Below are 26990 nucleotides of genomic sequence, written 5' to 3' on the forward strand. Positions count from 1 at the left end.
ACAAGCGCCGGAAATTCTGGTGATACTAACCGTCAGATTGCTGAATGTCTGTAAAACTGAGAATGATACAGTGTTCAACAAGGAGTAAATCTTAGATTCAAACTACAGGTAAGTGCGTAGTGCAGTAAAAGTAAGTTAGCATGCTTAATGGCGGACGTCTAGCGGCGGGCTAAAAATTCGCCCACCGCCAGACGGGCTGTCAGCCCAGGTTCGCGTTCAGGAACTCTTTCAGCTGGCCTTTGGACAGGGCGCCCACTTTCGTTGCTGCCACTTCGCCGTCTTTGAACAGCAGCAAAGTAGGAATACCACGGATACCGTATTTCGGCGCAGTGCCTGGGTTATCGTCGATATTCAGTTTTGCGATTGTCAGCTTGCCGTCGTATTCTTCGGCGACTTCATCGAGGATCGGGGCGATCATTTTGCATGGACCACACCACTCTGCCCAGAAGTCGACCAGCGTCAAACCTTCTGCTTTCAGTACGTCGGTTTCGAAGCTGTCATCGGTCAGGTGAACAATTTTATCGCTGCTCATGTCTTACTCCAAAAGATTATGCCTGGCTGGTTGGCGTAAAATCTGCCAACTTAGGTTGACTTTATTTCACCGGATACGCTTTCGTAAAGCAATAGTAAGCTGATATTCTACCACACTATGAGCAAAACACACTTAACCGAACAGAAGTTTTCCGACTTCGCCCTGCACCCTCAGGTTATCGAAGCCCTTGAAACAAAAGGCTTTCATAACTGCACGCCTATTCAGGCGCTGGCATTGCCTTTCACGCTGACAGGGCGTGATGTTGCGGGACAGGCGCAAACCGGTACCGGGAAAACGATGGCGTTCTTAACGTCAACGTTCCATCATCTTCTTTCTCACCCTGCGCCGGAAGGCCGTCAGGTTAATCAGCCACGTGCGCTGATTCTGGCACCTACCCGCGAATTAGCCGTGCAAATTCATGCAGATGCAGAACCACTGGCAGCGGTGACCGGCCTTAAGCTCGGGCTGGCTTACGGGGGTGACGGCTACGACAAACAGCTTAAGGTGCTGGAGAGCGGCGTCGATATTCTGATCGGCACCACCGGCAGGCTGATTGATTATGCTAAACAGAATCACGTCAATTTAGGCGCAATCCAGGTTGTCGTGCTCGACGAAGCCGACCGGATGTTCGACCTCGGCTTTATCAAAGATATTCGCTGGCTGTTCCGCCGCATGCCTGCGGCAAACCAGCGTCTGAACATGCTGTTTTCCGCCACCCTCTCCTTCCGCGTTCGTGAACTAGCCTTTGAAAACATGAACAACGCTGAGTATGTGGAAGTTGAGCCAGAGCAAAAAACCGGCCACCGTATTAAGGAAGAGCTTTTTTATCCTTCTAATGAAGAAAAAATGCGTCTTCTGCAAACGCTGCTGGAAGAAGAGTGGCCCGATCGCGCCATCATCTTCGCCAATACCAAGCACCGCTGTGAAGATATCTGGGGCCACCTGGCCGCTGACGGACACCGCGTGGGTCTGCTGACCGGCGACGTGGCGCAGAAGAAGCGTCTGCGTATCCTTGATGACTTTACTAAAGGCGATGTGGATATCCTGGTTGCGACCGATGTCGCCGCTCGTGGTTTGCACATTCCAGCAGTAACCCACGTCTTCAACTACGATCTGCCTGACGATCGTGAAGATTACGTCCACCGTATTGGTCGTACCGGACGTGCTGGCGCTAACGGTCACTCAATCAGCCTGGCCTGTGAAGAATATGCGCTGAACCTGCCGGCGATCGAAGAGTATATCGGCCACAGCATCACCGTAAGCCGTTACAACAGTGACGCGCTAATGACCGATCTGCCGCCGCCGAAGCGCTTAACGCGTAATCGCGCCGGCAACGGTCCGCGTCGTGGCGGCACCAACAATCGCCGCAGCGGCGCACCGCGCAACAATAACCGCAAACGTTCAGGTTAAACGGCCTATGCTAAGCGCATCATCGCTCTATGCCGCGATAGATCTGGGATCTAACAGTTTTCATATGTTGGTGGTGCGCGAGGTAGCTGGCAACATCCAGACCGTTGCGCGCATCAAGCGTAAAGTGCGTCTGGCTGCTGGCCTCGACCATGACAGCCATCTTTCGGTGGATGCCATGGAGCGTGGCTGGCAATGCCTGCGTCTGTTCTCCGAACAGTTACAGGATATTCCGCCTGAGCAAATCCGCGTTGTCGCTACGGCCACATTGCGGATCGCTGCAAACGCTGGCGCTTTTCTTGAAAAAGCGCAGCAGATCCTCGGCTGTGCTATCAATGTTATCAGTGGTGAGGAAGAAGCGCGCCTGATTTACCAGGGCGTGGCGCATACGACTGGCGGTTCGGATAAACGTCTTGTGGTGGATATCGGCGGCGGCAGTACGGAACTGGTTACCGGCAGCGGTTCTGAAACCACCGCGTTATTGAGTCTTTCAATGGGCTGCGTGACCTGGCTGGAGCGCTTTTTTGGCGAACGACATTTAGGCAAGACCAATTTCGAGCAGGCTGAACAGGCCGCCAGCAATATTATTCGTCCGGTTGCAAAACAATTGCGCGAACAGGGCTGGCAAATTTGCGTAGGTGCTTCCGGCACCGTGCAGGCGTTGCAGGAAATTATGGTGGCGCAGGGAATGGATGAACGCATCACCCTGAGCAAGCTGCAGCAATTGAAACAGCGCGCTATTCAGTGCGGCAAGCTGGAAGAGCTGGAAATCGAAGGGTTAACCCTGGAACGTGCGCTGGTTTTCCCCAGCGGGCTGTCGATTCTGATCGCTATCTTTACTGAACTGAATATCAGCAGCATGACGCTTGCTGGCGGAGCGCTGCGTGAAGGCCTGGTCTATGGCATGCTGCAACTGCCGGTCGATCGGGATATCCGTGGTCGCACGCTGCACAACATCCAGCGCCGTTTCACGATTGATATCGATCAGGCTGAGCGGGTGCGCTTATTGGCAGAGAGCTTTGTGCGTCAGGTTAGTCACAGCTGGAAGCTGGACGACCGATGTCGGGAGCTTCTCGACAGCGCCTGTATGATCCACGAAATCGGCCTCAGCGTAGATTTCAAACAGGCTCCACAACACGCCGCCTATCTTGTCCGCAATCTCGATCTTCCTGGCTTTACTCCCGCACAGAAAAAACTGCTGGCAACCCTGCTACAGAATCAGGTTAACAGCATCGATCTGGCGCTGCTCAGCCAGCAAAATGCCGTACCGCCGCGCATGGCGGAAAGACTGTGTCGACTGCTGCGCCTGGCGATCATTTTTGCCAGCCGCCGTCGCGATGATACCTTGCCTGCTGTCCGGCTGCATGCTGAAGACGATAATTTGAGTCTTACCTTGCCACCCGGCTGGATGGACACGCATCCGCTTCGGGCCGAGCTGCTTGAGCAGGAATGTCACTGGCAGAGCTACGTACACTGGTCGCTGGTAATTAGCTAAGCCGTTCGCTCTGTCCCTTATAAAAAATGGCGGCCGCAAGGACGCCATTTTTTCTGCAAGGTCCCTCAGCTTTTGGATTTATCCAGCATCGCCCGCAAACTGGCAACCCGACTTTGCCCCGTTTGCATACGCTGTTCGGCACTGACAACTTTGCGTTCGGTTTCCCAGTTCAGATCGTCCTGTGGCAGCTCCAGTAAAAAGCGGCTGGGTTCGGGACGGATCAATTCACCATACTGGCGGCGCTCACGGCAAAGCGTAAACGTCAGCTCTCTCTGCGCACGGGTAATCCCCACGTAGGCCAGTCGCCGCTCTTCTTCAACATTGTTTTCATCAATGCTGCTTTGATGCGGCAGTAGTCCTTCTTCCATGCCAACCAGATAGACGTAGGGGAACTCGAGTCCTTTTGAAGCGTGCAGCGTCATCAGCTGGACCTGATCCGTTTCCTCATCGCTTTCACCGCGTTCCATCATGTCGCGCAGCGTAAAGCGCGTGACGACCTGAGTCAGCGTCATTGGCTCATCAATATCACTGCCTTCCAGCATTTCCGTCATCCACTGGAACAGCATATTGACGTTTTTCATGCGCATTTCGGCCGCTTTCGGACTGGCGGATGTTTCAAACAGCCAGCTTTCATAATCGATTCCACGAATCAAATCACGCACCGCCGCAACAGGTTCGCGTTCGGCCAGCACCGCAACTTCCTGTAACCAGAAAGTGAAACGCTGTAAGGATTCCAGCCCTCGCCCCGTTAACGTCTGACCCAGGCCCATATCGAAGCTGGCGGTAAACAGGCTTTTATTACGCTGATTCGCCCACTCACCCAGCTTTTGCAATGTTGCCGGGCCAATCTCTCGCTTCGGTGTGTTAACAATGCGCATAAAAGCGCTGTCATCGTTGGGGTTGGTCAGAATGCGTAAATATGCGAGCAAATCTTTGATTTCTGGCCGCGAGAAGAACGAGGTGCCGCCGGAAATACGATAGGGAATGCGGTTCTGCATCAGCATTTTTTCAAACACGCGTGACTGATGGTTGCCGCGATACAGGATTGCGTAGTCCTTGTATTGCGTTTTATTGATAAAATGGTGGGCGATCAGTTCACCGGTCACGCGCTCGGCCTCATGATCTTCATGGTTGGCCATCACCACCTTCAGCTCTGCGCCATAACCCAGTTCAGAAAAAAGACGCTTTTCAAAAACGTGTGGGTTATTGGCAATCAGGATATTGGCGGCTTTCAGAATACGTTCCGATGAGCGGTAGTTTTGTTCCAGTTTGATAACCTGTAAGGCCGGAAAATCTTCTTTTAGCAGCACAAGGTTTTGCGGCCGCGCGCCACGCCAGGAGTAGATTGACTGATCATCGTCACCCACCACCGTGAAACGTGCGCGTGCACCCACCAGCAACTTTACCAGCTCATACTGGCTGGTATTGGTGTCCTGATACTCGTCCACCAGCAGATAGCGGATACGCTGCTGCCAGCGTTCCCGGACGTCAAGGTTGCGCTGGAAAAGCAGCGTCGGCAGCAGGATCAGGTCATCGAAATCCAGCACGTTGCAGGATTTCAGGTGCTGGTCATAGAGCCCGTAGCAGTGTGCAAAAATCTTATCGCGTTCCGAGCTCACTGAAGCCGCTGCCCGGGAAGGATCCATCAGATCGTTTTTCCAGTTTGAGATCGTCGAGACCAGTTGCTGAAGCAGATTTTTGTCATTCTCCAGCCACTGCTCGGTCAGCTCTTTCAGCAGTGCCATCTGATCCTGATCGTCAAACAGCGAGAAGTTCGACTTCATTCCCAGCGCAGCGTATTCACGTTTAATAATTTCCAGACCCAGCGTATGGAAAGTGGAAATCATCAAGCCTCGCGCTTCTTTGCGTCCCAGCGTTTGCGCCACGCGCTCTTTCATTTCGCGCGAGGCTTTATTGGTAAAGGTCACGGCAGCGATGTGGCGAGCCTGGTAGCCGCATTCGCGGATAAGATGGGCAATTTTATTGGTAATGACTCGCGTTTTGCCCGAGCCTGCACCGGCCAGTACCAGACAAGGCCCGGTAACGAATTCGACAGCGTGTTGCTGCCCAGGATTAAGACGCATAAGGAAGTCGCTCGATGAAATGACAGAGGGAAAGAAATCACAGCGTGGTAGTATAGCCAGCAGCATCCATACGACTCAAGGTACGATCATGGCAAAAACCGCAGCAGCACTCCATATCCTTGTAAAGGAAGAAAAACAGGCGCAGGACATTCTGGCTCAGCTGGAACAGGGCGCTGATTTTGAAAAACTGGCCAAAAAGCATTCCATTTGTCCATCAGGGAAAAAAGGCGGCCATTTAGGTGAATTCAAACAGGGTGCAATGGTGCCAGCGTTTGATAAAGTGGTGTTTTCCTGCCCGCTTATCACCCCTTACGGACCCCTGCATACTCAGTTCGGTTACCACATCATTAAAGTGTTGTACCGCAACTGATTTACCGTTTTACCGGTAAAAAAAAAGCCCTCCGGGCTACGCGCCTGAGGGCCTGTTAAAGAGCGGGTCACCGCTCTTTTTTATTGAGGCTGAACGGCATCATCCGCCCCGGTCATTAACCGGCTACGGCAATGCGTTTCATATCGGTCATGTAGCCACGCAGTTTGCGGCCCACGGATTCGATAGGATGATGGCGAATGGCTTCATTCACGTCACGCAGCTGCGCATTATCAATGGTCGTGGAAGCCGACGCTGTTTTACCTAAGTCACCTGCCTGCAACGTCGTCATAAACTCTTTCAGCAGCGGAACCGCCGCGTAAGAGAACAGATAGTTGCCGTATTCAGCGGTATCAGAGATGACCACGTTCATTTCATACAGACGCTTACGGGCAATGGTGTTGGCGATCAGCGGCAGTTCGTGCAGCGACTCGTAGTAAGCAGACTCTTCGATAATGCCTGCATCGACCATGGTTTCGAACGCCAGCTCCACGCCCGCTTTGACCATCGCGATCATCACTACGCCTTCATCAAAGTAATCCTGCTCGGCAATTTTGCCTTCGAACTGCGGTGCCGTTTCAAACGCGGTTTTACCGGTTTCTTCACGCCAGCCCAGCAGTTTCTTATCATCGTTCGCCCAGTCAGCCATCATGCCGGAAGAGAATTCGCCAGAGATGATGTCGTCCATATGCTTCTGGAACAGCGGTGCCATAATGGTTTTCAGCTGTTCGGACAGTTCAAACGCACGTACCTTAGCGGGATTAGACAAACGATCCATCATCAGCGTGATGCCGCCCTGCTTCAGCGCTTCGGTCACGGTTTCCCAGCCGAACTGGATCAGTTTTTCTGCGTAAGCCGGATCGGTGCCTTCGGCCACCAGCTTGTCGAAGCACAGCAGAGAACCCGCCTGCAACATGCCGCACAGGATGGTCTGCTCACCCATCAGGTCAGATTTCACTTCGGCGACAAAGGAAGATTCCAGCACGCCTGCACGGTGGCCGCCCGTCGCGGCTGCCCAGGCTTTGGCAATCGCCATACCTTCGCCTTTCGGATCGTTTTCCGGGTGAACCGCAATCAGCGTCGGCACGCCGAAACCGCGTTTGTATTCTTCACGAACTTCAGTGCCAGGACATTTTGGCGCAACCATCACTACGGTGATGTCCTTACGAACCTGCTCGCCGACTTCAACAATATTGAAGCCATGTGAGTAACCCAGCGCCGCGCCATCTTTCATCAGCGGCTGAACGGCCTGCACCACAGAAGTATGCTGCTTGTCTGGCGTCAGGTTTACCACCAGATCCGCCTGCGGGATCAGTTCTTCATAAGTGCCGACTTTAAAACCGTTTTCGGTGGCTTTACGCCATGACGCACGTTTTTCCGCAATCGCTTCGGCACGCAGCGCATAAGCGATGTCCAGACCGGAATCGCGCATGTTAAGACCCTGATTCAGGCCCTGAGCACCACAACCAACGATGACGACTTTTTTGCCTTTCAGGTAGCTTGCTTCATCAGCAAATTCATCACGCGACATGAAGCGACATTTACCTAATTGCGCTAACTGGTTGCGCAGGTTCAAAGTATTGAAATAGTTAGCCATGGAGACTCCGTATAGGGTTGTGTTTGTCTTTTATTTGTTGGCGAGGCCTGAGGCTCACCCTGATTTATCCCCATCATATGACAGGAAATGCATTGCTTAAATTGATATATTAACAACGTGATATTGCAATAACTGCAACGCTAAAATGAGGCCTTAAGCGCATGGATTTACGCGATCTGAAACTGTTTTTGCATCTGGCGGAAAGCCGCCATTTTGGCCGCAGTGCCCGGGCGATGCACGTCAGCCCGTCGACCCTTTCCCGTCAGATCCAGCGGCTGGAAGAAGATCTCGGCCAGACGCTGTTCCTGCGTGATAATCGCACCGTCACGCTCACCGACGCGGGCGATCGGCTCCGGCAGTTTGCCCAGCAGACTCTTCTGCAATATCAGCAGCTTCGCCATGCTATCGGCCAGAGTGGCCCTTCGCTTAGCGGCGAACTACGGCTGTTCTGTTCGGTAACGGCCGCCTACAGTCATCTGCCGTCCATTCTCGATCGCTTCCGCGCCGAGCACCCGCTGGTTGAAATTAAACTGACGACCGGCGATCCCGCTGATGCGGTGGAAAAAGTGCAGAGCGCTGAAGCAGATATCGCGATTGCCGGGCGGCCTGAAACACTGCCAGCCAGTATTGATTTTATGCCGCTGTGCGAGATCCCACTGGTACTGATTGCCCCAGCGTTGCCCTGTCCAGTGCGAAGCCAGGCCACCCAGCCAGAACCGGACTGGTCGCAAATCCCTTTTATCCTTCCGGATCAAGGGCCGACAAGACAGCGTATCGATCTGTGGTTCCGCCGTCGTCGTATTCCAAACCCGCTGATTTATGCCACCGTTGCCGGTCATGAAGCGATTGTATCGATGGTCGCGCTGGGCTGCGGTATTGCTTTGCTGCCCGACGTGGTGTTGGAGAACAGCCCGGAACCGATACGTAATCGCATTCTCGAACTGGAAAATATTGAAATCGTCGCGCCGTTAGAGCTGGGCGTCTGCGTGCAGCGTAAGCGGCTGAACGAGCCGCTTATCAGTGCGTTCTGGAGCCTGTTGTAATCCGGTTTGCCGCTAACCCGCGAGGAAGAAACTGAATGCCGGGTTGTTGGTTTCATCATGGAAATCATAACCCAGCGCGGCAAGGTGCTCCTCGAACTGCGGCTCGTTTTCCGTCAGTTCAAATCCTGCTAACACGCGACCGTAATCGGTGCCGTGGCTACGGTAGTGGAACAGCGAGATATTCCAGTGCGTACCCAACGTTTGCAGGAAGCGCAGCAGCGCGCCAGGCGCTTCAGGGAATTCAAAGCTGAACAGCCGCTCACGCAGCGGTTTTGACGGCCTGCCACCCACCATGTAGCGAACGTGCAGCTTCGCCATTTCATCATCGGATAAGTCGACCACTTTATAGCCGCCCTGATCCAACAATTGCAGAATCTCACTGCGCTCTTCCAGACCCCTCGTCAGACGTACGCCGACAAAAATGCAGGCGTCGTCAGACTTGGCATAGCGGTAATTGAACTCGGTAACGGAACGTCCGCCCAGCAGCTGGCAAAACTTCAAAAAACTGCCCTTCTGCTCGGGAATGGTCACGGCCAGCAACGCTTCTCGCTGTTCACCCAGCTCACAGCGCTCGGAAACATAACGCAAGCCGTGGAAATTGACGTTGGCACCAGATAGTACATGCGCCAGACGTTCGCCTTTGATCTGATGCTGCTGGATATATTTTTTCATCCCAGCCAGCGCCAGTGCGCCAGAAGGTTCAGCGACCGCACGCACGTCTTCGAAGAGATCCTTCATCGCCGCACAGATCGCGTCACTGTCGACGGTGATAATGTCATCCAAATATTCCTGACACAGTCGGAAGGTCTCGCTACCGATTCGTTTTACCGCCACGCCTTCGGCAAATAAACCAACACGAGGCAGATCGACCGGATGACCCGCTTCTAACGCGGCTTTCAGGCAGGCAGAGTCTTCCGCCTCCACGGCGATCACTTTGATCTGTGGCATCAGCTGCTTGATCAGCACTGCAACGCCAGCCGCCAGGCCGCCGCCGCCAACCGGCACAAATACGCGATCGATATGCGCATCCTGCTGTAACAGTTCCATTGCCAGCGTACCCTGTCCGGCAATCACCATCGGATGATCGAACGGCGGAACAAAGGTGTAGCCTTTTTGCTCTGCCAGTTCAATAGCCTTCGCTTTTGCTTCATCAAAGTTAGCGCCAAACAGGTAGGCCTCACCGCCAAACGCCCGCACGGCATCCACTTTAATATCGGCCGTTGCTACTGGCATCACGATCAGGGATGTGATCCCCAGCCGTGTCGCTGACATCGCCACGCCCTGAGCATGATTGCCGGCCGAAGCAGTGATGACGCCGCGCGCTTTCTGTTCCTCATTCAGCGTGGCGATCATTGCGTAAGCCCCGCGCAGCTTAAAGCTGTGCACCGGCTGCCGATCTTCACGTTTGACCAGGATCGTATTGCCCAGACGGGAAGAGATTTTCTCCATCTTTTGCAACGGCGTTACCTGCGCCACTTCGTAAACCGGCGAGCGAAGTACCGCTCGCAGATACTCCGCGCCGCAAGGCTCGGCGGGTAACGGTTGGAACTCTGCCATGTCAGTTAGCCTCCCAGCTTACTCTTGTCACGCACGGCGCCTTTATCCGCGCTGGTTGCCAGTAATGCATAGGCACGCAGTGCGAAGGAGACCTGACGCTCGCGACCGTGAGGCGTATAAGCCGCAGCACCACGCGCCTCTTCTTCTTCACGACGCGCATGGAGTTCGTTATCCGGCACGTCCAGCTTGATGCCGCGATTAGGAATATCGATATCAATCATATCGCCATCTTTCACCAGCGCGATGGTGCCGCCGCTGGCCGCTTCTGGTGATGCGTGGCCGATAGACAGCCCAGAAGTCCCGCCCGAGAAACGACCATCGGTGATCAGCGCGCAGCTCTTGCCCAGTCCCATTGATTTCAGATAGGTGGTTGGATAGAGCATTTCCTGCATGCCCGGGCCGCCTTTTGGCCCTTCATAGCGAATAACCACCACGTCGCCAGCGACGACTTTGCCGCCCAGGATTGCCGCTACCGCATCATCCTGGCTCTCGTAGACTTTCGCCGGGCCACGGAAGGTGTGACTTTCTTTCTCTACGCCCGCCGTTTTAACGATACAGCCATCTTCAGCGATGTTGCCGTACAGCACGGCAAGGCCGCCATCCTGACTGAAGGCAAATTCACGGGAACGGATGCAGCCATTCTGGCGGTCGTCATCCAGCGTATCCCAACGGGTATCCTGCGAAAATGCCTGGGTAGTACGAATCCCGGCCGGACCGGCGCGGAACATTTTTTTCACCGCTTCGTCTTTGGTCAGCATGATATCGTATTGATCCAGCGTCTCTTGCAGACTCAGGCCCAGCACGTTGCGGACATCGTTATTCATCAGGCCTGCCCGGCTCAGCTCGCCAAGGATGCCTAATACGCCACCAGCACGGTGCACGTCTTCCATATGGTATTTCGGGGTGCTTGGTGCCACTTTGCACAAGTGCGGTACTTTGCGTGACAGGCGATCAATGTCAGACATATTAAAATCTATTTCGCCTTCCAGCGCCGCCGCCAACAAATGCAGAACGGTATTGGTAGAGCCGCCCATGGCGATATCCAGCGTCATTGCGTTCTCAAACGCTGCTTTGCTGGCAATGCTGCGTGGTAGCGCGCTTTCGTCGTCCTGCTCATAGTAGCGTTTGGCCAGGCTAACGATACGTTTACCGGCGTTCAGGAACAGCTCTTTACGATCGGCGTGCGTTGCCAGCAGCGAGCCGTTACCCGGCTGAGACAGACCCAGCGCTTCGGTCAGGCAGTTCATTGAGTTGGCGGTAAACATACCGGAACAGGAGCCACAGGTCGGGCAGGCAGAACGCTCGATTTGTTCGCTGTCAGCATCGCTAACGTTCGGGTTAGCCCCCTGGATCATCGCATCGACCAAATCCAGCTTGATAATTTTGTCGGAAAGCTTGGTTTTACCGGCTTCCATCGGGCCGCCGGAAACAAAGATCACCGGAATATTCAGCCGCAGAGATGCCATCAGCATGCCCGGGGTGATTTTGTCGCAGTTAGAGATACAGACCATGGCATCGGCGCAGTGGGCGTTCACCATGTACTCTACGGAATCGGCAATCAGTTCACGAGAAGGCAGGGAGTACAGCATGCCGCCATGTCCCATCGCAATACCATCATCAACGGCAATGGTGTTGAACTCTTTAGCGACGCCGCCAGAGGCTTCAATCTGCTCGGCAACCAGTTTCCCTAAATCACGCAGATGGACGTGACCCGGCACGAACTGCGTAAAGGAGTTAACTACGGCAATAATCGGCTTACCGAAATCATCATCGGTCATGCCGGTGGCGCGCCACAAGGCACGGGCACCGGCCATATTACGGCCATGAGTGGTGGTAGCGGAACGTAACTTAGGCATGCTCATACTCCAGAATCAGATAGTGCACGGGCGTCAAACGACGCCCGTGTAATGTCATTATTATGCGTTTACCGGATCTAACCAGCCCCACTTGTCTTCGGTCTCGCCAGTGAACAGGCCAAAGAATGCGGACTGGATGCGGGCGGTTACAGGACCGCGCTTACCTTCGCCGACCTGAATGCCGTCGACGCTACGCACCGGGGTGATTTCAGCGGCGGTGCCGGACATGAAGATCTCATCGGCCAGGTACAGGGATTCACGGGACAGTACCTGCTCGCGAACTTCAATACCCATATCTTTTGCCAGCTTGATGATGGCGTCACGCGTAATGCCAGGCAGTGCAGAAGAGGTAAACGGCGGCGTGAACAGAATGCCGTCTTTCACTTCGAACAGGTTTTCACCCGCGCCTTCAGAGATGTAGCCCTGAGTATCCAGCGCAATGCCTTCCTGATAGCCGTGACGGCGAGCTTCGCTGCCCACCAGCAGGGAAGAAAGGTAGTTACCACCGGCCTTCGCCGCAGTTGGCAGAGTGTTTGGCGCAACGCGGTTCCATGAAGAAACCATCGCGTCAATACCCTGCTCCAGCGCTTCAGCACCCAGATAAGCGCCCCATGGGAAGGCAGCAATAATCACGTCAGTGCTGTAGCCATCCGGTGGGTTCACGCCCAGACCGACATCGCCCACGAAGACCAGGGGACGAATGTAAGCGCTTTGCAGTTTGTTCACGCGCAGCACTTCACGGCAGGCTTCCATCAGTTCATCCACGCTCTGGCTGACCGGGAAACGATAGATTTTTGCGGAGTCGTGCAGACGCTGCATATGTTCACGATGGCGGAAGACTACCGGGCCTTTGTGCGAGTCGTAGCAGCGGACGCCTTCAAAGACAGACGTACCGTAATGCAGTGCGTGAGACATCACGCTAACCTTCGCGTCTTCCCACTTAACCATCTCGCCATTGAACCAGATAAAGTCAGCTTTCTTCGTCATTCTTGTTTCCTTTCGCGCTCAGGCGCGGATTTGTTGTGTTGTCTGGTGCTGGATGTTAACGCTGGCTACATCCATCAGCTTGCATAACTGTGTTGACAGTAAATCGACTGAACGCTGGCTGGCAACGGTCATTTCAATATTAATATTGTCGTTATTATCGCCCGTCGCCATATTCATGGCGCAGACCTGAAAACCACGGTGACGAACCACGCGCAGGATACGTTCCAGAATTTCAGGACGCAGACGCGCCTCAATAGACAGGTGGTGCTGCATCATGATGTTTTCTCCATCATATTTTCATTACTGGCACCTGGCGGTACCAGCGGCCAGACGTTTTCAAGTTCGTCGATAGCGACGTGAAGCATGTAGGGCCCTTCACTCTGTAGCAAAGCGTCTAATGCGGCGTCGACCTGGTCTTTACGGGTGATGCGCTGGCCGGGGATATCGAATGCCCTGGCAAGCATTAAAAAATCGGGGTTGTCGGAGAGATTGGTTTCACTATAGCGCTCAGAAAAGAACAGCTGCTGCCACTGGCGAACCATGCCTAAACGCTGGTTATCCAGCAGCACGATTTTAACCGGCAGCTGTTTACGTTTGATTGTTCCCAGCTCCTGCACGTTCATCATGAAAGAACCGTCGCCGGATACGCAGATAACGGTATCGTCAGGTCTGGCAACCTGAGCGCCAACGGCTGCTGGCAGACCGAATCCCATCGTTCCCAAACCGCTGGAGGTAATGAAATTTTCCGGGCGACTGAAGGCCATATGCTGTGCGGTCCACATCTGATGCTGGCCTACGTCGGTAGTGACAACCGCACTGTCAGGTTTTTTATCGGACAGCTGCTTCAAAAACAGCGGCGCATAAATTGCCTCACCCGGATGATCGTAACGCCAGCTATGCCCGGTTTTCAGCGCCTGCACATGCGCACGCCATTCACCAATCTCAACCGGTTGGTATAAATCAGGCAGCATTTTGTTAAGGTCGCCACGCAGCGCCACATGGGCCTGACGCAGTTTGTGCAGCTCTGCCGGATCGATGTCCATGTGGATAACGCTGGCGTTCGGCGCAAAAGTATCAAGTTTGCCGGTCACGCGGTCGTCAAAACGGGCGCCTACAGCAATCAGTAAGTCACATTGCTGGACAGCAAAGTTTGCTGCTTTAGTGCCGTGCATTCCCAGCATCCCCAGATAACAAGGATCCTGAGCGTCTGGCGTCCCCAGTCCTTTCAGGGTGGCTACCGTTGGAATACCGGTTTCTTTAGCAAAGGCGCGCAGGGCGGGAACGGCGTTCGCCATCCCTACACCGCCGCCGATGTACAATACGGGTTTCTGAGCCTTAGCCAGCATGGCGCGAGCCTGTTGTAGCGCCTCATGAGGATGATCGGCTTCATCCTCAACCGGTGTCAGATGTGCAGTGAACTCGCCGCTGGCTAACTGGATGTCTTTCGGAATATCAATCAATACTGGCCCCGGGCGACCAGAGCAGGCGATAGCAAAGGCTTCGGCCATCACCACGGGTAATTCTTCCAGCGAAGTGACCAGGAAACTATGTTTGGTGCAGGCCAGTGATAAGCCTAATACATCGATTTCCTGGAAAGCGTCAGTGCCGATCAATCCACCGGCAACCTGACCGGTAATAGCAACAACCGGCACAGAATCCATCATTGCATCAGCCAGTCCGGTAATCAGGTTAGTGGCGCCAGGCCCGGATGTGGCGATGCAAACGCCCACTTTCCCGGTCGCGCGGGCGTAACCAATGGCCGCCATTGCAGCGCCTTGTTCATGACGACACAGTAGGTGTTCTACGCCTCCGTCATAGAGAGCATCATAGACGGGCATTATCGCCCCTCCCGGATAGCCGAAAACTGTTTCGACACCCTGCCCACGCAACGCCTGAACCACCCACTGTGCACCATTCATAGTTATTTCCCCGCCTCTCGCTGGGAACAACAGCATTTTATTCTACTGTTCATCTTCTGTTCCTTTGTCGTTAATAGTTCGCCAAAAAAAAACCCCCGGACCTTTCGGTGCGGGGGTTCTTTCGAAATCAGGCTTGATTTTTAAGCCTTTCTTCCTCCGAGCGTAGCCCCGCACGGCGTGATAATAATCACGACGACGTTAATAATGACAAGGCGTAGGACTCGTAGAAGGGCTTTCATAATGATTCGGCAATTTCACTTGTTCGAAGTAATGCCTACAGAGTTATCACAGTTAGCTGGTAACGTTCAACTTTTTTCATCATTTAATTTTATGACGCAGCGCGAGATAATTAAAAAAACAGCGTGTATTCAGTCAGTAAGACAAATAATGAAATAAATTCATTACTCACGCGTCGCAATGAGTCTTAGCTGAATATTCCTTTTTTTCGGCGCAGCTTCCTCACCTTTTGCAACATTTTCATTACTGTAATATTTGCCTGGAGCGATCCCTCATAACGAAAATGAAAGCGTCGTATTGCCTGCCAGTGATATCCAGAATGTAGGGGTATAAGGAGAACGTATGTCGCTATCAGTCATATATACCCGCGCTGCCATAGGCGTTGAAGCCCCACTGGTGTCGGTAGAGGTCCATCTTAGCAACGGATTACCTGCGCTAACGCTGGTCGGGTTGCCTGAAACCACGGTAAAAGAGGCTCGTGAACGTGTACGTAGCGCAATGATCAATTGTGGATTCACGTTTCCGGCAAAGCGTATTACCGTGAATCTGGCTCCCGCCGACCTGCCTAAAGAGGGAGGCCGGTACGATTTACCGATTGCCATTGCCATTCTCGCCGCCTCAGAGCAGATATCAGCAGATAAATTAATGCAGTATGAGTTCCTGGGGGAGCTGGCCCTGACGGGTGCGCTACGGAGCGTACAGGGCGCCATTCCGGCAGCAATGGCCGCGATCGCTGACCAGCGGCAACTTATTCTTTCTACGGACAATCATCAGGATGCTGGATTAATTCATCATGGGCAAAGTCTTGTTGCGGCCAATCTGCTTGAGGTCTGCGCCTTTCTTAATGGCCAGTCGCCGTTGGAAGTTGCATATTGCCATCTGGATCAGCCTCCCGCTTCTTCAGGCGATCTTAATGAAATTATTGGACAACAGCAGGCGAAAAGAGCATTAGAAATCACTGCGGCTGGAGGCCATAATTTATTGTTGATCGGCCCGCCAGGTACGGGTAAAACAATGTTAGCTAATCGGCTAAATGGCTTGCTTCCGCCTCTTAACGATCGTGAAGCTCTGGAAAGCGCCGCTATAGCCAGCCTGGTCAGTTCCCCTCTGCTGCATCAGCAATGGCGCCAGCGCCCGTTCAGGGCACCTCACCACACCTCGTCGAGCTATGCTCTGGTCGGCGGGGGAGCCATACCAAAACCCGGTGAAATTTCGCTGGCTCATAATGGCGTGTTATTTCTGGATGAGCTTCCTGAATTTGCACGTAAAACCCTGGATGCGCTGAGAGAACCTATTGAATCAGGAAAAATCAGTCTGTCACGCGCACGGGCTAAAATCACTTATCCCGCCTGCTTTCAACTGGTTGCGGCGATGAATCCCAGCCCGACTGGACACCATAGCGGGTCGCATAGTCGTAGTACGCCTCAGCAGACACTACGCTACCTCAGCCGTCTCTCTGGCCCTTTCCTCGACCGCTTTGACCTGTCGCTTGAAGTGCCTCTTCTTCCCTCCGGTACGCTGAGCGGTAAGCGTAAGGAAAGTGAGTCCAGCGCAACCGTCCGGCAACGCGTTTTGGCAGCCCGCGAGGTTCAACTGAAACGAGCAGGCATGATTAACGGCGCTCTGGGACCAAAAGAGATCCGATGCTACTGTGAGATAGAGAGGGAAGATGCGCAATGGCTCGAAGATGTGCTCAACCATCTTGGACTCTCCGTACGCGCATGGCAACGTATCCTGAAAGTTGCCCGAACTATTGCTGATTTGGCGGGCGTGGAGAACGTACAACGCATCCATCTGAATGAAGCGCTAAGCTATAGAGGGATCGACAGATTGCTGATTAATTTACTGAAGAGTTTGGATTAGAAGCAGGAATAGTGCGTGAGGGACTTAAGGCATTTAAAATTAAAGGAAAAAGGGGCCTGAGCCCCTTTATTTTTAATCATCGCTATCCGAATAGTCTTCCACACCTTCCATCTGCGGCTTGCCGCCAGAAAGGGTATGAAAACGTTTAGGACGCTTGATACGTGTCATATACTTCGACCACACCCGCTCGGCTTCTGTCTGTGGCTCGCGCACACCGCGGCACACTTCAAGAAACAGACGCTCTTCTTCTGTCACAGGCTCACGCTTTGCCAAATCAAGCTCATTGAAAGCGTAACCATAACGCTCAAGAAGTTGAGCTTCTTTGATGGTGAAATCACCGTGACGGGAGAAACCGCGTGGGTAATGTTTGTTATCAAAAAAACGATTCGTTGTTGCGAAGCTTTCCGCCATTTTACACGCTCCTAACTCTTTTATGGCCGTGCTATTTATGGCGCGGAGTATTAGATAGGCTTGACAGAGTGTAAAACAAAACATTTAAATCATAACGACAAATGTTTTTTAGGAGATGGATGTGGATACGGAATTATTGAAGACCTTTCTGGAGGTGAGTAGAACGCGCCACTTCGGACGTGCTGCTGAAGCGCTCTATCTCACGCAATCAGCCGTCAGTTTTCGCATCAGGCAGCTCGAAAATCAGCTGGGCGTAAATTTGTTCACCCGACATCGTAATAACATCAGGCTAACGTCTGCAGGAGAACGGTTATTACCCTATGCTGAAAGCCTGATGAGTACATGGATGATGGCGAAAAAAGAGGTATCGCACACTCAGCAGCACCACGAACTGTCAATCGGAGCCAGTGCATCACTCTGGGAGGCTTACCTCACACCATGGCTACAGACGCTGTATGAAAGCCGTGAGAATCTCCATCTGGAGGCCCGTGTCGCTCAGCGTCATTTGCTGGTTAAACAGTTACATGAACGCCAGCTGGATCTCCTGATCACCACCGAAGCCCCTAAGATGGATGAGTTAACCAGCCAGCAAATTGGGCATATTTCATTAACGCTGTACCGTTCGCGAAAATCAGATAAACGCGAGAAATATGATTACATCAAACTGGAATGGGGAGCCGATTTTCATCAGCACGAAAGCTATCTTGCGGGGGCTGACGATGTACCTGTATTAACTACAACTTCGGCGCACCTTACCCGCCAGTTGCTGCATACCACGGGTGCCTGTGCCTTTTTGCCCGACATCTGGCACAGCGAATATCCTGATTTGCTGGTTATTCCTGATACGCCTGTCGCTATGCGTCCGTTATACGGTGTCTGGTTACAGAACAGCGATCAGCAAAATCATATACGCCAGCTGCTGAAATTCCCGGTTAATACGTCTTGATTGTGAGCATTTAAGATAAAAAATGGTCAGTCGGCTGGCCATTTTCTGGTCAGAACTGGAAAAAAGAGAGGAAAATCGAGGGAGAAAGGTATTTTAAGGACAAAAAAAATCCTTTGCCGAAGCAAAGGATTATTTTAAATGGCAGGGGCGGAGAGACTCGAACTCCCAACACCCGGTTTTGGAGACCGGTGCTCTACCAATTGAACTACGCCCCTAAAAGGGTGGCGGAACGGACGGGGCTCGAACCCGCGACCCCCTGCGTGACAGGCAGGTATTCTAACCAACTGAACTACCGCTCCACCGATTCGGTACTGAACTCAGAATGTTGCTTCTGATATCAGGTATTTCGCCCTTTCCACGTCACTGGAAGGTCATGACCACATAATTGGTCTAATTTGATGCCTGGCAGTTCCCTACTCTCGCATGGGGAGACCCCACACTACCATCGGCGCTACGGCGTTTCACTTCTGAGTTCGGCATGGGGTCAGGTGGGACCACCGCGCTAAAGCCGCCAGGCAAATTCTGTTATTCACGCCGCCATAAAGGCCGCGCAAATTTATCCGGTTAACAAGCTGAAAATCTTTGCGTCTCTCAACGCTACCAGAACGCTTCTGGCGTTGTAAGGTTAAGCCTCACGGGTCATTAGTACCGGTTAGCTCAACGCATCGCTGCGCTTACACACCCGGCCTATCAACGTCGTAGTCTTCAACGTCCCTTCAGGTGGCTTAAAGCCACAGGGAGAACTCATCTCGAGGCAAGTTTCGCGCTTAGATGCTTTCAGCGCTTATCTTTTCCGCACTTAGCTACCGGGCAGTGCCATTGGCATGACAACCCGAACACCAGTGGTGCGTTCACTCCGGTCCTCTCGTACTAGGAGCAACCCCTCTCAATTCTCCAGCGCCCACGGCAGATAGGGACCGAACTGTCTCACGACGTTCTAAACCCAGCTCGCGTACCACTTTAAACGGCGAACAGCCGTACCCTTGGGACCTACTTCAGCCCCAGGATGTGATGAGCCGACATCGAGGTGCCAAACACCGCCGTCGATATGAACTCTTGGGCGGTATCAGCCTGTTATCCCCGGAGTACCTTTTATCCGTTGAGCGATGGCCCTTCCATTCAGAACCACCGGATCACTATGACCTGCTTTCGCACCTGCTCGAGCCGTCACTCTCGCAGTCAAGCCAGCTTATGCCATTGCACTAACCTCACGATGTCCGACCGTGATTAGCTGACCTTCGTGCTCCTCCGTTACTCTTTGGGAGGAGACCGCCCCAGTCAAACTACCCACCAGACACTGTCCCCACGCCGGATTACGGCGCCAGGTTAGAACATCAAACGTTAAAGGGTGGTATTTCAAGGTTGGCTCCACGCAGACTGGCGTCCACGCTTCAAAGCCTCCCACCTATCCTACACATCAAGGCTCAATGTTCAGTGTCAAGCTGTAGTAAAGGTTCACGGGGTCTTTCCGTCTTGCCGCGGGTACACTGCATCTTCACAGCGAGTTCAATTTCACTGAGTCTCGGGTGGAGACAGCCTGGCCATCATTACGCCATTCGTGCAGGTCGGAACTTACCCGACAAGGAATTTCGCTACCTTAGGACCGTTATAGTTACGGCCGCCGTTTACCGGGGCTTCGATCAAGAGCTTCTCCTTACGGATAACCCCATCAATTAACCTTCCGGCACCGGGCAGGCGTCACACCGTATACGTCCACTTTCGTGTTTGCACAGTGCTGTGTTTTTAATAAACAGTTGCAGCCAGCTGGTATCTTCGACTGGCTTCAGCTCCGGGAGCAAGTCCCTTCACCTACGCGCCAGCGTGCCTTCTCCCGAAGTTACGGCACCATTTTGCCTAGTTCCTTCACCCGAGTTCTCTCAAGCGCCTTGGTATTCTCTACCTGACCACCTGTGTCGGTTTGGGGTACGATTCTGTGTTACCTGATGCTTAGAGGCTTTTCCTGGAAGCAGGGCATTTGTTACTTCAGCACCGTAGTGCCTCGTCATCACGCCTCAGCCTTAAAGAGTTCCGGATTTGCCTGGAACTCAAGCCTACACGCTTAAACCGGGACAACCGTCGCCCGGCCAACATAGCCTTCTCCGTCCCCCCTTCGCAGTAACACCGAGTACAGGAATATTAACCTGTTTCCCATCGACTACGCCTTTCGGCCTCGCCTTAGGGGTCGACTCACCCTGCCCCGATTAACGTTGGACAGGAACCCTTGGTCTTCCGGCGAGCGGGCTTTTCACCCGCTTTATCGTTACTTATGTCAGCATTCGCACTTCTGATACCTCCAGCAGACCTCACAGTCCACCTTCGACGGCTTACAGAACGCTCCCCTACCCAACAACGCATACGCGTCGCTGCCGCAGCTTCGGTGCATGGTTTAGCCCCGTTACATCTTCCGCGCAGGCCGACTCGACCAGTGAGCTATTACGCTTTCTTTAAATGATGGCTGCTTCTAAGCCAACATCCTGGCTGTCTGTGCCTTCCCACATCGTTTCCCACTTAACCATGACTTTGGGACCTTAGCTGGCGGTCTGGGTTGTTTCCCTCTTCACGACGGACGTTAGCACCCGCCGTGTGTCTCCCGTGATAACATTCTTCGGTATTCGCAGTTTGCATCGGGTTGGTAAGCCGGGATGGCCCCCTAGCCGAAACAGTGCTCTACCCCCGAAGATGAGTTCACGAGGCGCTACCTAAATAGCTTTCGGGGAGAACCAGCTATCTCCCGGTTTGATTGGCCTTTCACCCCCAGCCACAAGTCATCCGCTAATTTTTCAACATTAGTCGGTTCGGTCCTCCAGTTAGTGTTACCCAACCTTCAACCTGCCCATGGCTAGATCACCGGGTTTCGGGTCTATACCCTGCAACTTAACGCCCAGTTAAGACTCGGTTTCCCTGCGGCTCCCCTATACGGTTAACCTTGCTACAGAATATAAGTCGCTGACCCATTATACAAAAGGTACGCAGTCACCCTGATAAATCAAGGCTCCCACTGCTTGTACGTACACGGTTTCAGGTTCTGTTTCACTCCCCTCGCCGGGGTTCTTTTCGCCTTTCCCTCACGGTACTGGTTCACTATCGGTCAGTCAGGAGTATTTAGCCTTGGAGGATGGTCCCCCCATATTCAGACAGGATATCACGTGTCCCGCCCTACTCATCGAACTCACAGTAAGTGCATTTTTGTGTACGGGAGTATCACCCTGTACCCTGCGACTTTCCAGACGCTTCCACTAATGCACAAACTGATTCAGGTTCTGGGCTGTTCCCCGTTCGCTCGCCGCTACTGGGGGAATCTCGGTTGATTTCTTTTCCTCTGGGTACTTAGATGTTTCAGTTCCCCAGGTTCGCCTCGCAACACTATGTATTCATGTTGCGATGATGCACCGTAGTGCACCGGGTTTCCCCATTCGGGTATCGTCGGTTGTTGCGGTTCATATCACCTTACCGACGCTTATCGCAGATTAGCACGCCCTTCATCGCCTCTGACTGCCAGGGCATCCACCGTGTACGCTTAGTCACTTAACCTCACAACCCACAAGCGTCCCGAAAGACACTGCTGTTGTAAGCATTTGAGAGACTCGAACACATCGTTTTGTTTACCCTTATTACGGAGGATAAACACGACGTGTCGTTTCAATTTTCAGCTTGTTCCGGATTGTTAAAGAGCAAATATCTCAAACGTGACTCACCTTACGGTAAAATCAGTTTTGAGATAGTTCAGTAAACTGCATGGTGGAGCTAAGCGGGATCGAACCGCTGACCTCCTGCGTGCAAGGCAGGCGCTCTCCCAGCTGAGCTATAGCCCCATACAGTTACTGCAGAGACCGTCTACTACTACTCAACCTTTCTCTTTTAAGGGAGAAACGTAATTCGTGCTCAGGCAAGGCATGTTTTCGCGCCGCATAGTTCACTATGCAAGCCGGAAACATAACGCCGCATGAGTGCGAATTTGGTAGGCCTGAGTGGACTTGAACCACCGACCTCACCCTTATCAGGGGTGCGCTCTAACCACCTGAGCTACAAGCCTGTAGAGGTTTTTTCTGCTCGTTACTTTTCTATCAGACAATCTGTGTGAGCACTACGCGGGAAAGTATCTTCAGGTAAGGAGGTGATCCAACCGCAGGTTCCCCTACGGTTACCTTGTTACGACTTCACCCCAGTCATGAATCACAAAGTGGTAAGCGCCCTCCCGAAGGTTAAGCTACCTACTTCTTTTGCAACCCACTCCCATGGTGTGACGGGCGGTGTGTACAAGGCCCGGGAACGTATTCACCGTGGCATTCTGATCCACGATTACTAGCGATTCCGACTTCACGGAGTCGAGTTGCAGACTCCGATCCGGACTACGACGCACTTTATGAGGTCCGCTTGCTCTCGCGAGGTCGCTTCTCTTTGTATGCGCCATTGTAGCACGTGTGTAGCCCTACTCGTAAGGGCCATGATGACTTGACGTCATCCCCACCTTCCTCCGGTTTATCACCGGCAGTCTCCTTTGAGTTCCCACCATTACGTGCTGGCAACAAAGGATAAGGGTTGCGCTCGTTGCGGGACTTAACCCAACATTTCACAACACGAGCTGACGACAGCCATGCAGCACCTGTCTCACGGTTCCCGAAGGCACTAAGGCATCTCTGCCAAATTCCGTGGATGTCAAGAGTAGGTAAGGTTCTTCGCGTTGCATCGAATTAAACCACATGCTCCACCGCTTGTGCGGGCCCCCGTCAATTCATTTGAGTTTTAACCTTGCGGCCGTACTCCCCAGGCGGTCGACTTAACGCGTTAGCTCCGGAAGCCACTCCTCAAGGGAACAACCTCCAAGTCGACATCGTTTACGGCGTGGACTACCAGGGTATCTAATCCTGTTTGCTCCCCACGCTTTCGCACCTGAGCGTCAGTCTTTGTCCAGGGGGCCGCCTTCGCCACCGGTATTCCTCCAGATCTCTACGCATTTCACCGCTACACCTGGAATTCTACCCCCCTCTACAAGACTCTAGCCTGCCAGTTTCAAATGCAGTTCCCAGGTTAAGCCCGGGGATTTCACATCTGACTTGACAGACCGCCTGCGTGCGCTTTACGCCCAGTAATTCCGATTAACGCTTGCACCCTCCGTATTACCGCGGCTGCTGGCACGGAGTTAGCCGGTGCTTCTTCTGCGGGTAACGTCAATCGACAAGGTTATTAACCTTATCGCCTTCCTCCCCGCTGAAAGTACTTTACAACCCGAAGGCCTTCTTCATACACGCGGCATGGCTGCATCAGGCTTGCGCCCATTGTGCAATATTCCCCACTGCTGCCTCCCGTAGGAGTCTGGACCGTGTCTCAGTTCCAGTGTGGCTGGTCATCCTCTCAGACCAGCTAGGGATCGTCGCCTAGGTGAGCCATTACCCCACCTACTAGCTAATCCCATCTGGGTTCATCTGACAGCGAGAGGCCCGAAGGTCCCCCTCTTTGCTCTTGCGAGGTTATGCGGTATTAGCTACCGTTTCCAGTAGTTATCCCCCTCTGTCAGGCAGATCCCCAGACATTACTCACCCGTCCGCCACTCGTCACCCAAGAGCAAGCTCTCTGTGCTACCGTTCGACTTGCATGTGTTAGGCCTGCCGCCAGCGTTCAATCTGAGCCATGATCAAACTCTTCAATTAAAAGTTCGATTTGCTGCAACACGTGCAGCGATGCTCAAGTGTAAAACGTCATAATGAATTTTCATTATGTGTTCACTCTTAAGACTTGATATTTTTTGACACCCGAAGGTGTCTTGATATCAATCCTGCGAGTGCCCACACAGATTGTCTGATAAATTGTTAAAGAGCAGTGCCACATATTCTCTGTGGCGCGGGGTGCAGATATTACGCTTTCCCGCTGAAGAGTCAAGGATTTTCTCACTTTTCTCTTCCTGACCCGGCGACCTGTAAGTCGTTGTTCCGTGTCAGTGGAGGCGCAGTATAGGGATTTTCTGCAGGCTGACAACCCCTAATTGCAAAAAACTTTTCAACCGCTGTTTTTTTACTCAAAAACGACTCAAAGAGGCAATTTTTCCAGCCTTTCGAAGCCATAACGCTGTAAAACGGGCATTAATTGTACTGTTTGTTCAGTTCTTTCAAGACAAAAAGCGATATTACTTTCTGTAGAAGTGGCTACCGGAGACTCATGCTCCAGCAGCCAGGCCGTTCTTCGTGCAATTGCCGCCCCGGAATCCACCAAACGGGTGCCTTCTGGCAAGACCTGTTGCAGCTCTTCGTTTAACAAAGGAAAGTGGGTACAGCCGAGCACCACGGTATCAGGAGGCTCTTTCATGCGAAGCCAGGGCTGTAGAATCCGTTTCACCTCTTCCAGTGGAACAGGTTGGCCCTGTAATTTGGCTTCTGCCAGTTCTACCAGTTCAGCCGAGCCCAACATTTCTGTTTTACATTCGCGGGCGAATCTCGCCACCAGCTCATGAGTATAAGGACGCTTTACGGTGCCACGGGTCGCCAGTAGCCCGACAATACCGTTACGTGTCAAACGTGCGGCAGGTTTAATAGCAGGAACAACGCCGACAACGGGGAAGTTAAAACGCTCACGTAATGCAGGGAGAGTAACTGTACTGGCAGAGTTACAGGCAATAACGACCAGCGCCAACGGATAACGATGGCTTACCGCAGTCACAATCTCTACTACACGTTCAACAATGAATTCTTCTGTTTTCTCACCATAAGGAAAGGCGACATTATCGAAGGTGTAGATATAGTGCAGATCCGGCAGCAGCTGCCGGATTTCATCATAGACAGAAAGCCCACCAACGCCGGAGTCAAAAACCAGCACGGTGGGGCGTTCTTTAGAAGGTGTAGCTGCCGCTGAGGTAGTACTCTCGTCCTGGAGTTTGATAGCCATAAACTGTCTCGTAATCTTTATCGAACAGGTTGGCAATTCTACCACGAACAGTTAGCTGGGATGTGACCGGATACGAAACCGCGAGATCCCACAGGCTTACGCCGCCAAGCTTAACGGTGCGCGTAGTATAAGAAGAGTTGTAATCTTTATCGTAGCGCTCACCGAGATACTGATAGCTGAGCGACCAGTCAAGATCGTAGACCGTGTAATCCAACTGGTATTTGACCTGCTGCTTCGCGCGACGTACCAGAATTTCGTTAGTGTTAGCATTTCGCGGATCAAGGTAATCGTAAGAAACGGTATGGCTTACCGGCCCGGTTTCAAATGAGGCGGTTGCTTCAACGCCTTTAATACGCGCTTTACTGATATTGTAATAACGGTAAGTTGTTGGATCGCTGTCGATTAAATCATCAATGTCGTTACGGTAACCTGAAAGGCGCCAGTTAACCGGGCCGCTCAGCCCTTCAAAGCCCCCTTCCCACTGTTTACTTTTTTCCGGGTCGAGATCGCGGTTGCCATAAGTCGCACTATATACCTGGCTCAGGTTAGGCGCTTTAAAGGCTGTGCCGTAAGAAGCGAACACGCTGTAACCGTCAACGAATTCCCAGGATGCGCTGGTCTGCCAGGTATTGTGCCAGCCAAAAGTATTGTTATCGTCTCCACGCACCGCGCCTTCCAGCGTCACCTCACCCAGTTTCTGCTGCGCAGTGGCATAAATACCCGTATTGTGCTGCTGCTGGCCTTCACTGACGTAATTGGTATTCGGTTCAGAGGTCTGCTTTTGCCAGTCAACGCCAGCGCTGACCGTACCGTTACCCAGCGCAACAGTATTACCCCATTGCAGATTGTATTGTTCTACATCATCCAGCGTCGCCGGATCGGCATAGCGGCCCAGGCGGGGATCATAGTTATAATCTTTCGTATGGCTGTAGCTGGCAATCAGCTGAGTAGAGTAGATGTCACGATTGAAACGCAGGCCGGTATCCCAGGTCTGGCTGTAGAGCTGACGAGTGTCGACCAGCGCTCCGGGCACAGAGAAACTCGGCGTGCTGTCATAAGCAGTGCGGTTGTCGTAGCCATAACCGCGAACAAAACCGCTAAACTCATCATTAAACTGATGCTCAATCATGCCGTAGAGCGTCTTACTCATAAATCCGTCGCGATCTTTCTGAGCGGCATCACCGTAGACATCTGGCAGGTTAGCAACGGCGTCAAAGCCGTGCGTATAGGTATAGTTACCCGCCAGAGTGACGCGCGTATCTTTACCCAGCATCTGCTGAGTAGAACCGTCATAGCTTTGATAGCCATTAGATCCCATCCCTGCCGTTAGCGTCGTACCCGGCTTATCGCGTCCGGTAATAATGTTAACCACGCCACCAATCGCATCGGAACCATATACTGCCGAACGCGCACCACGGACGTACTCAATACGCTGTACCAGTGAAATCGGAATTTGGCTGAGATCGGAAGAGCCGCTGATACCGGCCTGGTTCAGACGGATACCATCAATCAGCACCAGCACATGGCTGGCATTGCTGCCGCGAATAAACAGTGAGGTTTGCTGACCCAGACCACCGGTCTGAGCGATATTCACACCCGGTAAACGACGCATCACGTCAGCCACGCTTTTTGACTGCCAGCGGTCGATCTCTTCGCGAGTGACAACAGTCGTGGGTGCCAGCACGGAAGAGACGGGTTGAGCGAAACGGTTAGCGGTGGTCACCAGCGTTTCACTATTTTGTGCAAAGCCGTTTTGCGCCCAGAGAGAGATTGCCGTTGCGCTAAATGCCAACAGCTTAGGTTTAGTTATCAT

At 52.9% G+C, this 26990-nt stretch carries 18 protein-coding genes, 4 tRNA genes and 3 rRNA genes; 6 read left to right on the forward strand and 19 right to left on the reverse strand.

Going from position 1 to position 26990, the window contains the following annotated elements; all coding sequences use genetic code 11:
- Positions 1 to 199: 199 nt before the first annotated feature.
- A complete protein-coding gene (trxA, locus tag AAGQ96_RS20735; protein WP_067709696.1) occupies positions 200 to 532 on the reverse strand; it encodes a thioredoxin TrxA in 333 nt (110 codons plus the stop codon).
- 117 nt (positions 533 to 649) lie between these two features.
- On the opposite strand from trxA, the gene rhlB reads away from it, so the two are divergent.
- Both rhlB and gppA read left to right on the forward strand, forming a co-directional pair.
- A complete protein-coding gene (gene rhlB / locus AAGQ96_RS20740) occupies positions 650 to 1942 on the forward strand; it encodes an ATP-dependent RNA helicase RhlB (RefSeq protein ID WP_147200282.1) in 1293 nt (430 codons plus the stop codon).
- 7 nt (positions 1943 to 1949) lie between these two features.
- Complete coding sequence (gene gppA, locus AAGQ96_RS20745; RefSeq protein ID WP_342754456.1) at positions 1950 to 3434, forward strand: guanosine-5'-triphosphate,3'-diphosphate diphosphatase; 1485 nt, start codon at positions 1950 to 1952, stop codon at positions 3432 to 3434.
- 65 nt (positions 3435 to 3499) lie between these two features.
- Here gppA and rep read toward each other — a convergent pair whose 3' ends face one another.
- Positions 3500 to 5518: a DNA helicase Rep gene (gene rep / locus AAGQ96_RS20750; RefSeq protein WP_342754457.1), complete on the reverse strand. Its 2019-nt coding sequence runs from the start codon at positions 5516 to 5518 to the stop codon at positions 3500 to 3502.
- An 88-nt stretch (positions 5519 to 5606) separates the two neighbouring features.
- Here rep and ppiC point away from each other — a divergent pair, with 88 nt between their 5' ends.
- Positions 5607 to 5888: a peptidylprolyl isomerase PpiC gene (gene ppiC, locus AAGQ96_RS20755; protein ID WP_034938966.1), complete on the forward strand. Its 282-nt coding sequence runs from the start codon at positions 5607 to 5609 to the stop codon at positions 5886 to 5888.
- A gap of 115 nt (positions 5889 to 6003) precedes the next feature.
- Here ppiC and ilvC read toward each other — a convergent pair whose 3' ends face one another.
- Positions 6004 to 7482 carry a ketol-acid reductoisomerase gene (ilvC, locus tag AAGQ96_RS20760; RefSeq protein ID WP_147200285.1) on the reverse strand — a complete coding sequence of 493 codons (1479 nt, stop codon included), beginning with the start codon at positions 7480 to 7482 and terminating at the stop codon, positions 6004 to 6006.
- 161 nt (positions 7483 to 7643) lie between these two features.
- On the opposite strand from ilvC, the gene ilvY reads away from it, so the two are divergent.
- Positions 7644 to 8525, forward strand: a complete 882-nt coding sequence (gene ilvY / locus AAGQ96_RS20765) for an HTH-type transcriptional activator IlvY (RefSeq protein WP_147200286.1) — start codon at positions 7644 to 7646, stop codon at positions 8523 to 8525.
- A 12-nt stretch (positions 8526 to 8537) separates the two neighbouring features.
- On the opposite strand, the gene ilvA is transcribed toward ilvY, so the two are convergent.
- The 6 genes from ilvA to AAGQ96_RS20795 all read right to left on the reverse strand — a co-directional run bounded on the left by ilvA (position 8538) and on the right by AAGQ96_RS20795 (position 15083).
- On the reverse strand, positions 8538 to 10082 hold the full coding sequence (ilvA, locus tag AAGQ96_RS20770; protein ID WP_147200287.1) for a threonine ammonia-lyase, biosynthetic: 1545 nt from the start codon (positions 10080 to 10082) through the stop codon (positions 8538 to 8540).
- Between the two features lie 5 nt (positions 10083 to 10087).
- A complete protein-coding gene (gene ilvD / locus AAGQ96_RS20775; protein ID WP_342754458.1) occupies positions 10088 to 11938 on the reverse strand; it encodes a dihydroxy-acid dehydratase in 1851 nt (616 codons plus the stop codon).
- A gap of 60 nt (positions 11939 to 11998) precedes the next feature.
- Complete coding sequence (locus AAGQ96_RS20780; RefSeq protein WP_147200289.1) at positions 11999 to 12925, reverse strand: branched-chain amino acid transaminase; 927 nt, start codon at positions 12923 to 12925, stop codon at positions 11999 to 12001.
- Positions 12926 to 12943: 18 nt separating this feature from the next.
- Positions 12944 to 13201, reverse strand: a complete 258-nt coding sequence (ilvM, locus tag AAGQ96_RS20785; RefSeq protein ID WP_147200290.1) for an acetolactate synthase 2 small subunit — start codon at positions 13199 to 13201, stop codon at positions 12944 to 12946.
- Positions 13198 to 14844 carry an acetolactate synthase 2 catalytic subunit gene (gene ilvG, locus AAGQ96_RS20790; protein WP_147200291.1) on the reverse strand — a complete coding sequence of 549 codons (1647 nt, stop codon included), beginning with the start codon at positions 14842 to 14844 and terminating at the stop codon, positions 13198 to 13200. Before ilvG ends, ilvM begins: the two co-directional genes overlap by 4 nt.
- Positions 14845 to 14984: 140 nt before the next feature.
- Positions 14985 to 15083, reverse strand: coding sequence for an IlvGEDA operon leader peptide (locus AAGQ96_RS20795; protein WP_147200292.1), 99 nt, complete (start codon positions 15081 to 15083; stop codon positions 14985 to 14987).
- 340 nt (positions 15084 to 15423) lie between these two features.
- Between AAGQ96_RS20795 and AAGQ96_RS20800 the strand changes: the two genes are divergently transcribed.
- Positions 15424 to 16944: a YifB family Mg chelatase-like AAA ATPase gene (locus tag AAGQ96_RS20800; protein ID WP_147200293.1), complete on the forward strand. Its 1521-nt coding sequence runs from the start codon at positions 15424 to 15426 to the stop codon at positions 16942 to 16944.
- A 72-nt stretch (positions 16945 to 17016) separates the two neighbouring features.
- Here AAGQ96_RS20800 and AAGQ96_RS20805 read toward each other — a convergent pair whose 3' ends face one another.
- Entirely contained in the window at positions 17017 to 17355 is a 339-nt protein-coding gene (locus AAGQ96_RS20805; protein ID WP_147200294.1) for a DUF413 domain-containing protein, read from the reverse strand.
- Between the two features lie 121 nt (positions 17356 to 17476).
- On the opposite strand from AAGQ96_RS20805, the gene hdfR reads away from it, so the two are divergent.
- Positions 17477 to 18301 carry an HTH-type transcriptional regulator HdfR gene (hdfR, locus tag AAGQ96_RS20810; RefSeq protein ID WP_147200295.1) on the forward strand — a complete coding sequence of 275 codons (825 nt, stop codon included), beginning with the start codon at positions 17477 to 17479 and terminating at the stop codon, positions 18299 to 18301.
- Positions 18302 to 18440: 139 nt separating this feature from the next.
- On the opposite strand, the gene AAGQ96_RS20815 is transcribed toward hdfR, so the two are convergent.
- From AAGQ96_RS20815 to btuB, 9 genes are all read right to left on the reverse strand, one after another.
- Positions 18441 to 18516: transfer RNA gene (locus AAGQ96_RS20815), tRNA-Trp, on the reverse strand.
- 7 nt (positions 18517 to 18523) lie between these two features.
- Positions 18524 to 18600 (reverse strand) — tRNA-Asp (locus AAGQ96_RS20820).
- Positions 18601 to 18701: 101 nt separating this feature from the next.
- Positions 18702 to 18817 (reverse strand): 5S ribosomal RNA (gene rrf, locus AAGQ96_RS20825).
- 105 nt (positions 18818 to 18922) lie between these two features.
- Positions 18923 to 21832: ribosomal RNA gene (locus AAGQ96_RS20830) — 23S ribosomal RNA — on the reverse strand.
- Between the two features lie 205 nt (positions 21833 to 22037).
- A tRNA-Ala gene (locus tag AAGQ96_RS20835) sits at positions 22038 to 22113 on the reverse strand.
- Positions 22114 to 22257: 144 nt separating this feature from the next.
- A tRNA-Ile gene (locus AAGQ96_RS20840) sits at positions 22258 to 22334 on the reverse strand.
- Positions 22335 to 22408: 74 nt separating this feature from the next.
- A 16S ribosomal RNA gene (locus AAGQ96_RS20845) occupies positions 22409 to 23949 on the reverse strand.
- The 16S, 23S and 5S rRNA genes sit together here with 4 tRNA genes alongside, the layout of an rRNA operon.
- A 376-nt stretch (positions 23950 to 24325) precedes the next feature.
- Positions 24326 to 25177, reverse strand: coding sequence for a glutamate racemase (gene murI / locus AAGQ96_RS20850; protein WP_342754460.1), 852 nt, complete (start codon positions 25175 to 25177; stop codon positions 24326 to 24328).
- Positions 25122 to 26990: a TonB-dependent vitamin B12 receptor BtuB gene (gene btuB, locus AAGQ96_RS20855; RefSeq protein WP_342754461.1), complete on the reverse strand. Its 1869-nt coding sequence runs from the start codon at positions 26988 to 26990 to the stop codon at positions 25122 to 25124. The genes murI and btuB overlap by 56 nt, the downstream gene beginning before the upstream one ends.

It is taken from the genome of Pantoea sp. MBD-2R, assembly GCF_039134845.1.
In the GTDB taxonomy this organism is placed as follows: domain Bacteria; phylum Pseudomonadota; class Gammaproteobacteria; order Enterobacterales; family Enterobacteriaceae; genus Erwinia.

Bases quoted from the DNA above. Each gene is read 5' to 3' on its own strand.
- trxA (WP_067709696.1), bottom strand. From the start codon at position 532: ATGAGCAGCGATAAAATTGTTCACCTGACCGATGACAGCTTCGAAACC.
- rhlB (WP_147200282.1), top strand. From the start codon at position 650: ATGAGCAAAACACACTTAACCGAACAGAAGTTTTCCGACTTCGCCCTG.
- gppA (WP_342754456.1), top strand. From the start codon at position 1,950: ATGCTAAGCGCATCATCGCTCTATGCCGCGATAGATCTGGGATCTAAC.
- rep (WP_342754457.1), bottom strand. From the start codon at position 5,518: ATGCGTCTTAATCCTGGGCAGCAACACGCTGTCGAATTCGTTACCGGG.
- ppiC (WP_034938966.1), top strand. From the start codon at position 5,607: ATGGCAAAAACCGCAGCAGCACTCCATATCCTTGTAAAGGAAGAAAAA.
- ilvC (WP_147200285.1), bottom strand. From the start codon at position 7,482: ATGGCTAACTATTTCAATACTTTGAACCTGCGCAACCAGTTAGCGCAA.
- ilvY (WP_147200286.1), top strand. From the start codon at position 7,644: ATGGATTTACGCGATCTGAAACTGTTTTTGCATCTGGCGGAAAGCCGC.
- ilvA (WP_147200287.1), bottom strand. From the start codon at position 10,082: ATGGCAGAGTTCCAACCGTTACCCGCCGAGCCTTGCGGCGCGGAGTAT.
- ilvD (WP_342754458.1), bottom strand. From the start codon at position 11,938: ATGCCTAAGTTACGTTCCGCTACCACCACTCATGGCCGTAATATGGCC.
- AAGQ96_RS20780 (WP_147200289.1), bottom strand. From the start codon at position 12,925: ATGACGAAGAAAGCTGACTTTATCTGGTTCAATGGCGAGATGGTTAAG.
- ilvM (WP_147200290.1), bottom strand. From the start codon at position 13,201: ATGATGCAGCACCACCTGTCTATTGAGGCGCGTCTGCGTCCTGAAATT.
- ilvG (WP_147200291.1), bottom strand. From the start codon at position 14,844: ATGAATGGTGCACAGTGGGTGGTTCAGGCGTTGCGTGGGCAGGGTGTC.
- AAGQ96_RS20795 (WP_147200292.1), bottom strand. From the start codon at position 15,083: ATGAAAGCCCTTCTACGAGTCCTACGCCTTGTCATTATTAACGTCGTC.
- AAGQ96_RS20800 (WP_147200293.1), top strand. From the start codon at position 15,424: ATGTCGCTATCAGTCATATATACCCGCGCTGCCATAGGCGTTGAAGCC.
- AAGQ96_RS20805 (WP_147200294.1), bottom strand. From the start codon at position 17,355: ATGGCGGAAAGCTTCGCAACAACGAATCGTTTTTTTGATAACAAACAT.
- murI (WP_342754460.1), bottom strand. From the start codon at position 25,177: ATGGCTATCAAACTCCAGGACGAGAGTACTACCTCAGCGGCAGCTACA.
- btuB (WP_342754461.1), bottom strand. From the start codon at position 26,990: ATGATAACTAAACCTAAGCTGTTGGCATTTAGCGCAACGGCAATCTCT.